The following is a 14,229-nucleotide window of genomic DNA, read 5'->3' on the forward strand; positions in this document are numbered from 1 at the left end:
TCGAGGTATGATGATTTCCAATCTGGATGAGTACATCGAGATCGACAGTGAGCTGATGAACTGCTTCAAAGGCACCATCCTCAAAAACGATAAGGTTAAGGGTACGGAGTTTCCTGTTCTCAAGCCGGGTGTTTGCACCATCATCTGTACCGGCGATGTAACGAGGATTGAGGTCATTCCAAGGTGGTGCTGTCTGTAAGGTCGTTCCTGATTGTAAGCGGTAGAAAAACTCAAAAAGACATGGGGTCTAATGCTTTTAAAAAGAACGAAAAAACGGAATTTACCTCTATTCAAACATACAAGCTCTTGACAATAAAGCTCCTATATAGTATGATTTTATAAACTACTATATAGGAGCTTTTGCATGAAAACAAATGGTGGATTTCTTGTCACCAAAATAAAACAGCTTGGTGACCGGATTTTTGAGAAGATTCTCAGCGAAAAAAATATCGATGCGTTCAATGGAGCCCAGGGGCGCATTCTTTATGTGCTGTGGCAGGAGGATGGAATCTCAATCAGGTCGCTCTCGGTCAAATGCGGATTAGCGATAACATCTCTTACGACGATGCTGGAAAGAATGGAACATCAAGGGCTGATAAGCCGTGTTCAGTCTGAAACGGACAAAAGGAAAACACTCCTGTTTCTGACTGAGAAAGCACATGCCTTAAAGGGCGAGTACGATTCTGTATCTGATGAGATGGGCAGCATTTACTACAAGGGTTTTTCAGAGGAAGAAATTACCTGGTTTGAGGAATGCCTCGACCGCATCAGAAAGAATCTTGAGGAGTGGCAGAAGTCATGAGTATTTGTATCAAAGATCAGATTCAGAACATGAATCTCGTCATCGGCTGCACAGTGGGGTGTGCATATTGCTATGCCCGCAACAATGTGAAGCGCTGGCATATGATCGATGACTTCGCTGATCCTGAGTTCTTTCCGGGTAAGCTCAGGATGATGGAAAAGAAACGTCCGCAAAACTTTCTTCTTACCGGCATGAGCGATCTCTCCGGATGGAAGCCGGAATGGAGAGACGAGGTATTTGCAAAGATCCGTGAAAATCCACAGCATCAGTTCTTGTTTCTTACCAAGCGCCCCGATCTGCTGGATTTTGATACCGATCTGGAAAACGCATGGTTTGGCGTTACGGTGACGAGGAAAGCAGAACTGTGGCGTATCGACGCCCTTCGGAAAAATGTCAGAGCAAAACATTACCATGTTACCTTTGAGCCGTTATTCGACGATCCCGGCACAGTTGACCTTTCCGGAATCAACTGGATCGTTGTCGGCACCATGACCGGGGCTCAGAGCAGGAAGATTCATACGGAGCCGGAATGGGCATGGTCTCTGACGGATCAGGCACATGCGCTCGGCATTCCGGTGTTTATGAAGGAAGACCTTGTCCCTATCATAGGGGATGAAAATATGATTCAGGAAATGCCGGAGGAATTCAATAAAGTGTTAGAGGTACAGAGATCATGGCAGAAGTAATCGATGGAATTCTCATTCGTGAGGTGGAAACAAAGAACATCATGACCAAGTCCAGTCTGCCGGTAGGCGGTTACTCGGTCAATCCCTATGTGGGCTGTACACATGCCTGCAAGTATTGCTATGCTTCTTTTATGAAGCGCTTTACCGGACACACAGAGGAATGGGGCACTTTCCTTGATGTGAAGCATTGGCCGGAAATTAAAAATCCGAAGAAATATGCCGGACAGCGTGTGGTCATCGGTTCTGTGACGGATGGCTACAATCCACAGGAGGAGCAATTCGGGAATACCAGAAAACTTCTGGAGCAGTTGATCGGCAGTGACGCAGATATTTTGATCTGCACAAAGTCTGATCTTGTGGTACGGGATATTGATCTGCTGAAGAACCTTGGACGAGTGACCGTTTCATGGTCAATCAACACACTGGATGAAAATTTCAAGAACGATATGGACTCTGCTTCGAGCATTGAGCGGCGCATCGCTGCTATGAAGCAAGTATATGATGCAGGTATCCGTACTGTCTGTTTCGTATCCCCAGTATTCCCTGGTATCACGGACTTTGAAGCCATCTTTGAGCGGGTGAAGGATCAGTGCGATCTGTTCTGGCTCGAAAATCTCAATCTTCGAGGCGGTTTCAAGAAGACGATTATGGATTATATCGCCGGAAAATATCCTGACCTTGTACCGCTTTACGATGAGATCTATAACAAGCATAACCGCAGCTACTTTGAAGCGCTTGAAGTAAGAGCTGAGGAAATGGCTAAGAAGTATGATTGTCCCTTTGTGGATAATGAAATGCCTTATGGCAGAGTCCCGCAGGGACATCCGGTGATCGTAGATTATTTCTATCATGAGGAAATCCGTGGGACAGAAAATACCGGAAAAAGAAATCGCTAACTTCCGGTTTGTCGAGCTACAAGTAAATCATTTATACTCAACCACCAGGGAGAAATCCCCGGTGGTATTTTTATGCCCGGAAGGAGGTGGCGTTCGTGATTCCTGTTCTTTATCCACCTAACACAACAGACTTTTCCTCATTCGGCCTTGGTGTGATGACGGATACCATTTCCTGCGAAGTCACTGAAGAGCGAAACGGTGTGTTCGAGTGCTTACTCAAATACCCTGTCAGCGGTCAGCACTATGGGCTTATCACCAAGGAGTGCATTATCAAGGCAAAACCCAACGACACCGCCGCCGACCAGGCATTCCGCATTTACCGCATCACGAAACCCTTAAACGGCATCGTCACGATCTACGGTCAGCATATTTCGTATGACCTTGCCAATGTGCCGGTGCTGCCGTTTTCGACCGAGAGCCGCTCTCCGCAGCTTATTCTCTCGCAGCTCCTTTCCGGAGATACCCGCTTTACGGGCTGGACGGACTACTCGGATGCAAAGGCGTTTTCCGTCACGCAGCCGAAGAGCGTCCGAGCCTGCCTCGGCGGTACGGAAGGCTCCATGCTCTCCAAATGGCACGGCGAGTTTGAGTGGGACAACTTCACGGTAAAGTTCCATTCGCACCGTGGGCAGAAGACCGGCGTGGTCATTGAATACGGCAAGAACCTCACCGCCCTGGAGCAGGACGAGGACAACAGCGGCGTGTATACCGCACTGCTCCCGTATGCCGTGTACACCCCGGAAGGCTCGGACACCGAAACGGTGATCTCGCTGCCGGAGATAACGCTCCCCATTGTGACCTCGGAGATCGTCCGGGCGAAAACGCTTATCATGGATTTCTCCGACCAGTTTGACGGAGTTGTGACCGAGGAAGCCCTCAGAGCAAAAGCAAACAGTTACATCAAGGCAAATCCGCTGGGAGCGACTATCCCCACGGTGAAGGTGTCCTTTGAGCCGCTCTGGAAACAGCCGGAGTATTCGGCACTGCTGGAGCGGGTCAACCTCTGCGATACCGTCACCATTCGACACTCGGCTCTCGGTGTCAGCGTGTCGGCTATGGTCATCGAAACCGTGTACGACACCCTCGCCGAGCGGTACAAGAGCATCTCCCTTGGGCAGAGCAAGTCCAGCATGATCACCACTATCTCCGAGGTGCAGTCCACGGTCGACAAGGTGGAGTCCACGGTGGGACGCTTTCCGAAGCTGCTCCAAACCGCCATCGGCAAGGCCACCGGGCTTATCACCGGCCAGAACGGCGGCTATGTGGTTATTAACACAGACAGCGAAAGCGGGCAGCCCTACGAGCTGCTCATTCTGGACACTCCCTCCGTTGACGAAGCCGTGAATGTCTGGCGGTGGAATGTGGGCGGCCTGGGCTTTTCCCATAACGGCTACAACGGCCCCTACGAAACCGCTATCACGGCAGACGGACAGATCGTCGCAGACTTCATCACCTCCGGCTCTTTGGTGGCGAACATCATCAAGGCGGGTGTCATCCAGTCGCAAGACGGCTCGTCCTGGTGGGATTTGGAGAGCGGCGAGGTCGTGCTTCGTGCCTACGCCACCAGCAAGGAGGTCACAGAGGTCAGCGACCGCATCACCACCATCGAGAAGCAGAAAATGCTCCGGCTGGTCATTATCTCGTCCAACGGGAACATCTTCAAAAACGGCAATGTGAAAACGCTGCTTTCCACCAAGGTGTACTCGTGGGATGAGGACATCACCGACACGCTGGATGCCAACCAATTTGTCTGGACAAGGGTGTCGGAGGATACAGAGGCGGACAAGGTCTGGAATGAACAGCATTTCGGCGGCGCAAAGTCCGTGGTCATCACCGGTGCGGATGTCAAAATCCGCGCCACTTTTTATTGTGACCTCATCGACACCACGACCAGGCAGAGCCTGTTATAACGGAGGAATTCACTATGGCAACCGCAGAACCCACAACAGAAACCGGCACAGCGCCCGTTTCTGATACAACAACTTTAAAGGAGGCTTCTCACATGAGCAAAGCACAAGGCCAGTTTACCATCATCGACTACAATGACGCACTGACACTGACGGGGTACATCGGATCGAACCTCGCCAAGACTCAGATGTATAACCCCGACAACGGCAGTTACACCCCCGACTGGAAAACGAAGAACCTCGTTCTGACACCCAGTCTGTATGTCATCGGCACCACCGCCGACCAAATCGCCACCGCCAATGTTACCTCGGTCAAGTGGTATGTGGGCGACAGTAACACCGCCATCACCGCAGGTACGAACTACGCTCTCAGTGGTGCCAAGAGCCACATCCTCACGGTCAAGGCCAATGTTATGGCGGAGCTGCCCGGCATCGACTATCGCTGTGTCATCACTTACAAAGACGAAAGCACCGGTCTGTCGCTGACTCATCCGCTGACCATTTCCTTCTCCCGTGTGGTCAACGGCTCCGGCATCGTTGACCTGCTGGTCACCACGCCTAACGGAAATGTGTACAAGAACGAGGAAGTCGCCAGTCTGACCGCCAAGGCCGAGCTGTGGCGCGGCTCTACGGTGGACACCACCAAGGTCAGCTACAAGTGGGCGGTCATGGACGCTTCCGTCACCGCCGCTTCTTCCACCGGCTACGATGCAGACTTCGGCATCGGCTGGCGCAAGCTCTCGGATACTGCCGACAAATACACCGGCACGGCCACCAATACGCTCACGGTCTACGCCGCAGCGGTGGACAGCTACGCCGTATTCAAGTGCTGTGCCCAAGACACGGATTCCGCATCCGCTTCTTATAACACGAAGTTTTTCGATGTGGCGACCTTCATCGACAACTCCGACCCGTTGCAGATCATCGTCACCTCCACGGGCGGCGATGTGTTCAAGAACGGTCAGGGCACGACCGTGCTGACTGCCGTCTGCTATCAGGCGGGCTCAGAGGTGGATGCGGCCGGAAACGGCAGTTACACCTGGACAAAGTACAACAAGGATGGCGCAATCGACACCTCTTGGGGAACCAACGGCAGCAAGACCGGTAAGACTCTGTCGGTGTCCAGCGCCGATGTGGATACCAAGGCAACCTTCATGGTCGTTGTGGCGCTTTAAGGAGGTGGTGAGATGATCGCATCGGCACAGTTCACGATTATCAGTCTCTGCGATGTGGTCACCTCGGACACGCCGCCGGAGAACCCCTATGAGGGGCAGCTCTGGGTGGATACCTCCGTGACCCCGCCGGAAACGAAAATATGGGACGGAAATGAATGGGTGGTGCAGAACGACATTGAAACGATCCGCACCACCATTTCCATTCTGACCGAGAAGGACGCACAGTTTCAGCAGACCATCGACGGGCTGAACAGCTATGTGGCGACCCTTACCGAAACGGTGGAAACAGTGTCCAATGACCAGGGTGTCCTGGAGGAACGGATACTGAATTCCGAGAGCAGGGTTTCGGAACTGGAACACACGGTGGACGGGCTGTCCGTCACCATGCAGGAGCAGTACATCGGCGGCATCAACTATGTGCAGAACTCTTCCGGGCTGAACGGCATCACGGATGATTGGAGCTACTCCGGTACGGTGAAAACGGACACTTCCACCGATACGCAGAACAACACCATTTCCGACTCCTGCTTTGTGCTGGGCGCATACTCCTCACTGTCGCAGTACATCCGAGGGGTGGTTCCCGGCACTTATACGATCTCGGTTCGGGCAAAGAAAACCTCGACCATGTCCGGGTATTTCTATGTGACCTACAACGGAAACAAAACCAAGTACCTGTTCAATAAGTCCACGGCGTTTGACTGGACGGATTACTCCGTAACGCTCACGGATGTGACCGACCCCACACTGCGTATTTACTGCTATTGCCGGGATGCGTCCATTTATCTCGCCGACATCATGATCTCCGAAGGAGCAATTCCCCGCAAGTGGACGCCCGCCCCCAACGAGATCTACACTCAGGAGGTCAAGATCGACAAGCGGGGCATCGAGGTATCCAACAGCGCATCGTCCCAGCGGACGGTCATCACGAACACGGAGTTCGCCGGTTATTACAACGATGAGGTGATCTTTACCCTGAACAAGGACGAAACGCAGACTAAGAAAACCACGGTGGACGGCGAGCTGACCGTGGGCAAAACGAAGTTTGTCCCGATGCCCACGGCGTCCGAGGGGTTGAATATCGTCATTCTGGATTAAGGAGGGAAAGCCATGGCAACTTGGAAAAGCGCGGCATACGATGGGCGCTATCTTCAACTGGACATTTCGGAAAGCGTGAATGTGGTCGGTAACAGCTCGACACTTTCCTGGACGCTGACCTCTACCGGTGGCGCATCCACTTACTACACCATTGACACGACCACTGTAACGATCAATGGTACGACCGTATACTCAAAGGACCGTACCTATTGGGATGACCGTGTTTTCCCGGCAAAGAAAGGTTCTGTCAGTGGCACGATTACTGTAGCTCACGACAGCAACGGCAGCAAAACGATTGCGGTCGGATTCTCGACCCGTGTTTATATCTACGGTTCACAGGAATACGGCGGCAGCATGACGCTGACTACCATTGACCGCTCTGCTCCCACAGTTACATTCAGTACATCGAATGTCACGGCAAACGGGTTCAAAATCACCGCGACATCCTCGGCCACGGCGGACATCTGGCAGTACAGCACAAACGGCGGTTCGAGCTGGACGCAGTTCTCAACGACGGCATCCACCAGTGCCAGTGTGACGATCACCTCGCTCTCACCGAATACAAGCTACACGGTGAGGGTCAGAGCAAGGCGGCAGTACAACCATGTCTACGGCACTTCTGGCAGTTCCACGGTCAAGACGCTGGGCGGTGCTGTGGTGAATAGTGTCAACACGGTGACGGCGGACAATGCCACGGTTTCCATTACCATCAATGTGACCGTGTACGAAGCCTCCTACACCAATACGCTGGTGCTCAAAAACGGCAGCGCGACCATCCTGACTATTTCCGGGCTTTCCTGGTCGAAGGGCACTGCGAACCGCACAGTCACGCTGACATCGGCGCAGAGGACGACACTGCTGAATGCAATGGCATCCATCAAGTCGTTCACCGGCACTTTTGCGGTTTCGTCCTACAGCGGGTCTACGCAGATCGGCAGTACTTCAAGCAAGACCGCCACTGTACTGACCACGGCAACCAATTCCGCTCCGACCATAAGCGGATTCACTTATGCCGACAGCTACACGACCACGAAAAACCTCACAGGCAACGACCAGCTATTCGTTCAGAACTACTCGATCCTCAAGGTCACGCCCGGAACGGCAACTGCAAAAAACGGTGCCAGTATTTCCAACTACACAGCTTCCTGCAACGGGCTGTCATCCTCTAACACTACCGGCTCTGCCTTATCTGTTGGAAAGATCGCCAAGTCCGGCAGCGTAACGGTCACGCTCACGGTCACGGACTCCCGCGGTTATACTGCCAGCGTTTCCCAAACTATTACGGTCATCCCATACGCAAAGCCGAAGGTGTCCTCGGTGACGCTCCGACGAACCAACGACATTGAAGCGGAAATGCAGCTCAAATTCAGCGGCTCTATTTCTGCTGTTACCGTAGACGGGACGCAGAAAAACAGCGTGGTTTATGTGCGGTATCGGTACAAGAAAACCAGTGAGAGCAGTTACGGCAGCTACACCAGCATCTATTCCGGCACGACAAAAAGCGGAACCTCTTTCAGCTACTCCAATTTGGAACTGTGCAGTCTGGATGCCAACAGTTCCTACGACCTTCATCTACAGATCCAAGACAAGCTCTATTCTTTGAGCAGTCTGGATCTGTATTTTACTGTTCCGCAGGGTACGCCCCTCATTGCGCTTCGGAAAAAGAAGGTCGGCATCAACACGCCGGAGCCACAAGCCATGCTGGATGTTGCCGGGGATATGCGGGTGGATGGCTCACCCCTCGCAGATTTTGTCATTCAGCAAGGAACAAGCGGCATCTGGAATTACCGTAAATGGAAAAGCGGTACAGCGGAATGTTGGGGTCAGTATTCCTTTACGACCGCCATTTCGACGGCATGGGGCGTGCTCTATGAGAGCGGCGCAATTGCGCTCCCTAATTTTCCATTTACCTTCGCGGAAATTCCTCATGTCCATATCTCCACGGAGAACAGCAATTACGCCATGTTTGTGGAGCGAGGCAGTTCGAGTAGCTGGTCTACAACGACCAACCCCGGAAAGATATTTGCCGTAAGACCAAATACGGTACCATCGGCAACCTACAAAGTATCAATCTATGCTATCGGAAAAGCGTGACGCTCCGGCGTCACTTTTTTCATACCCATTTTTAATCTCAAAGGAGGACAAACAACATGAAAGAATTCTGGACGACCATTCAGGTGGTGTTCGCCGGAATCGGCGGCTGGCTGGAATGGTTCTTGGGAGGATGTGACGGCTTGCTTTATGCGCTTCTGGCTTTCGTAGTCATCGACTACATCACCGGCATCATGTGCGCCGTGGTGGATAAGAAGCTGTCCAGCGAAGTCGGATTCAAGGGCATTTTCAAAAAGGTGCTCATCTTCGCCCTGGTCGGCATCGGGCATATTCTCGACACCCGCGTCATCGGCAGCGGCTCGGTGATGCGTACTGCCGTCATTTTCTTCTACCTATCGAATGAGGGCGTGTCCCTGTTGGAAAACGCCGCATACCTGGGACTGCCCATCCCGCAGAAGCTGAAATCCGTTCTGGAGCAGCTTCATGACCGCAGTGAAAAGGAGGATGAATAATCATGGCTTACACAAACAGTTCCCTGGTGTCCTACACCAAACTCAGCCCGAACCACTCCGGGCAACGTACCCACAGCATTGACCGCATCACGCCTCACTGCGTGGTGGGTCAGTGCAGTGTGGAAACGCTCGGCAACATCTTCTTGCCGACCTCACGGCAGGCAAGCAGCAACTACGGCATCGGTGTCGATGGTCGGGTCGGGATGTATGTGGAAGAGAAGAACCGCTCCTGGTGTTCCTCTTCTGCAGCCAACGACCAGAGAGCCGTCACCATTGAGTGCGCCAGCGACAATACCGAGCCGTATGCGTTCAAGGATGTGGTGTACCAGCGGCTCATCGAGCTTTGCACCGACATCTGCAGGCGCAACGGCAAAACCAAGCTGCTCTGGCTGGGCGATAAGGCCAAGACGCTGAACTACGCCCCGAAATCTGACGAGATGGTTCTGACTGTTCACAGATGGTTTGCGAACAAAAGCTGTCCCGGCAACTGGATGTATGCCCGTATGGGTGATCTGGCATCCAAGGTCACGGCAGCTCTCGGCGGTGATGTAAAACCTGCCGACACGGTCAAGCCCACACCTGTAGGCATCAAGGCCGGTGACCTCGTGACCATCACGGGCAGCACCTACTATAACGGCAAAGCCATTCCCGGCTGGGTGAAGAAGCTCCGCTGGTATGTGGTAGAGGTCAGCGGCGACCGCACGGTCATCAACAAGGACGAGTCCGGCAGGTACGCTATCATGTCGCCGGTCAAGACCTCTGCACTTGCCATGGCAGGCACGAAACCCTCCGAGGATTACCGCATCCACACCGTGGCGCATGGCGACACCCTCTGGGCGATTGCCAAGAAGTATCTCGGCAACGGCAGCCGCTATAAGGAGATCGTCAGTCTGAATGGGCTGAAAAGCAATGTCATCTACAGCGGCATGAAGCTGAAGATTCCGAACAAGTAAACCGAACCTATCACACGCCCTCTGCGGATTTTTCCGTGGAGGGCGTTATTTTTTTGCCCATTTTACCCTGACAAAAGTGCCTTTTCTCTGGGTATAGCGAGAAACGCTATTTCTCAGGAATGAGGTATCAATCACTATGACAGACACGGAACGCTCACGAATTGTGGATCTCCAACACCAGGGCTACGGGTATAAGAAAATATCCGCTATAACAGGGCTACCGCTAAACACTGTAAAGTCCTTTTGCGCCAGACATCCTGTGCAGATCAAAGAGATGCCGGACTCAAATGCCCTGTGCCGAAACTGCCTGACTCCGCTTGAGCAGACACCGCATAAACGGAAAAGGATGTTCTGCTCCGATGCCTGCCGAATGGCGTGGTGGAACGCACATCCCGAAAGAGTGCAGCGAAAAGCGTACTACACACTCACTTGCCGACATTGCGGGAAGCAGTTTGAAAGCTATGGCAACAGCCATCGGGTGTTCTGCTCCCGTGACTGCTATTTGAAATTCCGCAGGAAGGAGGCCGACCATGAGTGATTACGATAAGCGTCTGTTTGCCTACCAGATGGCGATGGCACTCGCCCGGAGTATGCGTTCCAAGGGGCTGATATCAGCCAAAGAGTACGCTAAGATCGATACAATTATAGCCGAGAAATACGGCATATCTTCGTGTAGTATATTCCGCTGAAATTGCTGGATATATCGTGTTTTTAGAGGTAATATGTCACACACCAAAGGGAGGTGAACCACATGGAGAGAGTTGTAGAAAGGGTCGATGCCCTAATACCCGCACAGCCGAAAGCTTTGCGTGTTTGCGCTTATGCCCGTGTTTCCACAGGAAAGGATGCCATGCTGCATTCGCTGTCCGCTCAAGTCAGTTATTACAGTAAAATGATTCAGAGCCACAACGGGTGGATGTACTGCGGCGTTTACAGCGATGAGGCTGTGACCGGCACAAAAAGAGAACGAGCCGGGTTTCAGCACATGATTGAGGAGTGCCGCCAAGGGAACATCGATCTTGTTATTACGAAGAGCGTATCCCGTTTCGCCAGAAATACGGTGACGCTTCTTCAGACTGTCCGAGAGCTGAAAAACCTGGGCGTAGATGTGTTCTTTGAAGAGCAACACATCCACACCATGAGTGCGGACGGTGAGCTGATGATGACCATCCTGGCGTCCTACGCACAGGAAGAGAGTTTGTCAGCCAGTGAAAATCAGAAATGGCGTGTCCGAAAAGCCTTTGAAAACGGAGAAATCATCAACCTCCGCTTTTTGTTCGGCTATGACATCACACCGGACGGCATTCAGGTGAATGAGAAGGACGCTGCCATCGTCCGAGAGATATTTGCACGGTTCAACGGCGGCGAGAGCATGAGTTCCATCTGCCGTGACCTTGATGCCAGAGGACATAAAGGCGTTCTCGGCGGCACATGGTGTGCGGAGCGGATGCGGAATACCTTATCCAATGAAAAGTACCTCGGCAATGCACTCCTGCAAAAGCAATACCGCAATAACCACATTGAAAAGAAACTGTTACCCAATCGAGGAGAGCTTCCGATGTACTATGCCGAGGGAACGCATGAGCCAATCATAGACCAGGCAACATTTGATAAGGCACAGGAGCGGCTCAGAATGCTGGCGCAGCAGACTGCCAACCGCAAGAAACCGACTCGTTCAGTTTTTTCGGGGCTGATTCACTGCGGACTGTGCGGCAACACATATAAGCGCGTAACTTACCGCAAAAAACACTACTGGAATTGCACTACATTCCAGACAAAAGGAAAATCCGAATGTGCCGCTAAGCGGATTCCAGAAGAAACGCTCGAAGTCCTCACCTGTGAGGTGTTGGGCGCAGTAAGCTTTGACCCCGATATGGTCAGAAGCAAAATAACGGCAATCAGAGCAGAGAAAAACAATATGGTGGTGTTCTGTATGGACGACGGTTCTGAAATCGTTAAACGGTGGACAGACCGCTCCAGAGCAGAAAGCTGGACGCCTGAAATGAAGGAAAAGGCACGACAGCGGGCACTGCAGGCAAGGAGGAAAAAGAAATGAGCAGAACAGCAGCGCGGTCGGTCACAGTCATTCCGCCGACCATCAATCCGCTGACGCACCTTTCCAAGGTGGCTGTACAAAAACGGCGGGTCGCAGGATACGCAAGAGTGTCCACAGACAGCGATGAGCAGTTCACCAGCTACGAGGCACAGGTGGATTATTACACGCAATACATCAAACGCAATCCCGAATGGGAGTTTGTAAAAGTATACACGGACGAGGGCATTTCCGGCACGAACACCAAGCATCGCATCGGCTTCAATGAAATGATCGCCGATGCCATGTCCGGCAAAATCGACCTCATCGTCACAAAATCGGTCAGCCGCTTCGCCCGAAACACGGTCGACAGCCTGGTTACCATCCGCAAACTGAAAGAAAAAGGCGTAGAAGTCTACTTCGAAAAAGAGAACATCTACACCTTTGACGGCAAGGGCGAACTGCTGCTCACCATCATGTCGAGCTTGGCACAGGAAGAAAGCCGCTCCATATCCGAGAATGTTACCTGGGGACAGAGAAAACGGTTTGCCGATGGAAAGGTCAACCTCCCATACAAGCAGTTCCTCGGCTATCGCAAAGGAGCGGACGGTTTTCCAGAAGTCGTTCCGGAGGAGGCAATCGTTGTCCACCGGATTTATACTCGATTCATGGAGGGGTTGACGCCGGGGGCCATTGCAAAGGAACTGACAGCAGATGGGATTCCGACTCCATCGAGAAAACAACGCTGGCAGACCAGTACAGTGGAAAGCATCCTTCAAAACGAGAAATACAAGGGCGCTGCACTCCTTCAGAAATGCTTCACGGTCGATTTCCTCACAAAAAAGAGGAAGGTCAATGAGGGCGAGGTGCCGCAGTATTATGTGGAACACAGCCATGAGCCGATCATTACGCCGGAAGAGTTCGACAAAGTTCAGACGGAGCTTGCGCGGCGCAAGCAGATCAGCCGCCAGTACAGCGGAAAGAGCATTTTTTCTTCCCGCATCGTCTGCGGGGACTGCGGCTCCTACTTTGGCTCGAAAGTCTGGAACTCGACCTCAAAATACCGCAGGGTCATCTGGCAATGCAACGGCAAATTCAAGGGTGAGCACAAATGCAAAACGCCGCATCTGGACGAGGAAACCATTAAAGCGCGGTTCGTGACCGCCCTTAACGCTATCATCGAAAGCAAAGACAACATCCTTGAGGATTGCCGATTGATGCAAGCCACCCTGACAGACTGTACAGGCATTGATACAGAAATCGAGAGTCTGCTTGAGGAGATCGATGTGGTGACCGAACTGACAAAGCGTTGTATTGCGGAAAATTCACAGATGGCACAGAACCAGGAAGAATACGCCGTCCGGTACAATGGGTTTGTAGAGCGGTATGAAAAAGCCAAGGCACGGCTCGAACAGCTCCGCACTACAAAAGCTGCACGGGAAGCCCAGGCAGAAGCCATCGGAGCGTTTATGTTTGAGGTGCAGGAATTGGATGCCCTCACCGAGTTTGACGAAAAGCTCTGGCTCACCATTATCGACACGATAACCGTCCACGCCGACGGACGGATGACCTTCAAATTCCAGGGCGGTAAAACGCTCACTTCTTATTGACAATTCTCTAAATATGCTGTATAATCGGTATATGCCGAAAACAGAAGGAGGAAGGCGTCTATGCCAAGACCGCCACGGTGCCGTCGGATTTGTGGCGCGCCGCAAGTCGATACATTCTATCCCGACGGTTGTGGGGATAGAGAGCCGATCCTGCTGACGCTGGACGAGTACGAGGTCATGCGGCTGGTTGACCTGGAGCAGCAAACCCACGAGCAGTGTGCCGCGCAAATGGACATTTCCCGCTCTACCGTGCAGGAGATTTACGGAAGCGCACGGCGCAAGATCGCAGCTTGTCTTGTCCACGGGAAACCGCTGCACATCACCGGGGGAAACTACCGCATCTGCGGAGGACAGGAGGCAGCCCACTGCGGCCGCTGCTGCCGGACGCAGAGAGCCAACACAGGAAAATCCAATAAAAATTGCAAAGGAGAATCCATTATGAAAATTGCAGTTACCTATGAAAACGGTCAAATCTTTCAGCATTTCGGCCACACCGAACAGTTCAAGCT

13 protein-coding genes and 1 pseudogene are annotated in these 14,229 nt (G+C 52.4%); all 14 read left to right on the top strand.

What is annotated here, in order from left to right:
• A pseudogene (locus WMO66_RS13150) lies at positions 1 to 199 on the top strand (hypothetical protein); the annotation flags it as partial.
• A 165-nt stretch (positions 200 to 364) separates the two neighbouring features.
• Positions 365 to 802 carry a radical SAM mobile pair system MarR family transcriptional regulator gene (locus tag WMO66_RS13155; protein ID WP_349136864.1) on the top strand — a complete coding sequence of 146 codons (438 nt, stop codon included), beginning with the start codon at positions 365 to 367 and terminating at the stop codon, positions 800 to 802.
• Positions 799 to 1,488, top strand: a complete 690-nt coding sequence (locus tag WMO66_RS13160) for a radical SAM mobile pair protein A (RefSeq protein ID WP_349136865.1) — start codon at positions 799 to 801, stop codon at positions 1,486 to 1,488. Before WMO66_RS13155 ends, WMO66_RS13160 begins: the two co-directional genes overlap by 4 nt.
• On the top strand, positions 1,476 to 2,384 hold the full coding sequence (locus WMO66_RS13165) for a radical SAM mobile pair protein B (RefSeq protein WP_349136866.1): 909 nt from the start codon (positions 1,476 to 1,478) through the stop codon (positions 2,382 to 2,384). The genes WMO66_RS13160 and WMO66_RS13165 overlap by 13 nt, the downstream gene beginning before the upstream one ends.
• A gap of 95 nt (positions 2,385 to 2,479) precedes the next feature.
• Entirely contained in the window at positions 2,480 to 4,294 is a 1,815-nt protein-coding gene (locus WMO66_RS13170; protein ID WP_349136867.1) for a phage tail spike protein, read from the top strand.
• Positions 4,295 to 4,386: 92 nt separating this feature from the next.
• On the top strand, positions 4,387 to 5,466 hold the full coding sequence (locus tag WMO66_RS13175) for a hypothetical protein (RefSeq protein ID WP_349136868.1): 1,080 nt from the start codon (positions 4,387 to 4,389) through the stop codon (positions 5,464 to 5,466).
• Between the two features lie 12 nt (positions 5,467 to 5,478).
• Entirely contained in the window at positions 5,479 to 6,561 is a 1,083-nt protein-coding gene (locus tag WMO66_RS13180; RefSeq protein WP_256321889.1) for a hypothetical protein, read from the top strand.
• Between the two features lie 12 nt (positions 6,562 to 6,573).
• Complete coding sequence (locus WMO66_RS13185; RefSeq protein ID WP_349136869.1) at positions 6,574 to 8,655, top strand: DUF859 family phage minor structural protein; 2,082 nt, start codon at positions 6,574 to 6,576, stop codon at positions 8,653 to 8,655.
• Between the two features lie 56 nt (positions 8,656 to 8,711).
• Positions 8,712 to 9,125 carry a phage holin family protein gene (locus WMO66_RS13190; protein WP_349136870.1) on the top strand — a complete coding sequence of 138 codons (414 nt, stop codon included), beginning with the start codon at positions 8,712 to 8,714 and terminating at the stop codon, positions 9,123 to 9,125.
• 2 nt (positions 9,126 to 9,127) lie between these two features.
• Entirely contained in the window at positions 9,128 to 10,078 is a 951-nt protein-coding gene (locus WMO66_RS13195; RefSeq protein WP_349136871.1) for a peptidoglycan recognition protein family protein, read from the top strand.
• 530 nt (positions 10,079 to 10,608) lie between these two features.
• The gene (locus tag WMO66_RS13200; RefSeq protein ID WP_349136872.1) at positions 10,609 to 10,767 is read left to right on the top strand and encodes an SHOCT domain-containing protein; all 159 of its coding nucleotides are present in this window, start codon (positions 10,609 to 10,611) and stop codon (positions 10,765 to 10,767) included.
• A gap of 62 nt (positions 10,768 to 10,829) precedes the next feature.
• Positions 10,830 to 12,134 carry a recombinase family protein gene (locus WMO66_RS13205; RefSeq protein WP_349136873.1) on the top strand — a complete coding sequence of 435 codons (1,305 nt, stop codon included), beginning with the start codon at positions 10,830 to 10,832 and terminating at the stop codon, positions 12,132 to 12,134.
• Positions 12,131 to 13,720: a recombinase family protein gene (locus WMO66_RS13210; protein ID WP_349136874.1), complete on the top strand. Its 1,590-nt coding sequence runs from the start codon at positions 12,131 to 12,133 to the stop codon at positions 13,718 to 13,720. Before WMO66_RS13205 ends, WMO66_RS13210 begins: the two co-directional genes overlap by 4 nt.
• Positions 13,721 to 13,780: 60 nt before the next feature.
• The coding region (locus WMO66_RS13215; protein ID WP_349136875.1) for a DUF134 domain-containing protein at positions 13,781 to 14,229 on the top strand (449 nt) is incomplete at its 3' end.

The sequence above is a fragment of the Faecousia intestinalis genome (assembly GCF_040096185.1).
Classification (GTDB): Bacteria; Bacillota; Clostridia; order Oscillospirales; family Oscillospiraceae; genus JAZOXB01.

Coding starts and splice junctions, on each gene's coding strand:
- WMO66_RS13180 (WP_256321889.1), top strand. CDS start 5,479: ATGATCGCATCGGCACAGTTCACGATTATCAGTCTCTGCGATGTGGTC.
- WMO66_RS13195 (WP_349136871.1), top strand. CDS start 9,128: ATGGCTTACACAAACAGTTCCCTGGTGTCCTACACCAAACTCAGCCCG.
- WMO66_RS13165 (WP_349136866.1), top strand. CDS start 1,476: ATGGCAGAAGTAATCGATGGAATTCTCATTCGTGAGGTGGAAACAAAG.
- WMO66_RS13210 (WP_349136874.1), top strand. CDS start 12,131: ATGAGCAGAACAGCAGCGCGGTCGGTCACAGTCATTCCGCCGACCATC.
- WMO66_RS13160 (WP_349136865.1), top strand. CDS start 799: ATGAGTATTTGTATCAAAGATCAGATTCAGAACATGAATCTCGTCATC.
- WMO66_RS13205 (WP_349136873.1), top strand. CDS start 10,830: ATGGAGAGAGTTGTAGAAAGGGTCGATGCCCTAATACCCGCACAGCCG.
- WMO66_RS13190 (WP_349136870.1), top strand. CDS start 8,712: ATGAAAGAATTCTGGACGACCATTCAGGTGGTGTTCGCCGGAATCGGC.
- WMO66_RS13155 (WP_349136864.1), top strand. CDS start 365: ATGAAAACAAATGGTGGATTTCTTGTCACCAAAATAAAACAGCTTGGT.
- WMO66_RS13200 (WP_349136872.1), top strand. CDS start 10,609: ATGAGTGATTACGATAAGCGTCTGTTTGCCTACCAGATGGCGATGGCA.
- WMO66_RS13185 (WP_349136869.1), top strand. CDS start 6,574: ATGGCAACTTGGAAAAGCGCGGCATACGATGGGCGCTATCTTCAACTG.
- WMO66_RS13175 (WP_349136868.1), top strand. CDS start 4,387: ATGAGCAAAGCACAAGGCCAGTTTACCATCATCGACTACAATGACGCA.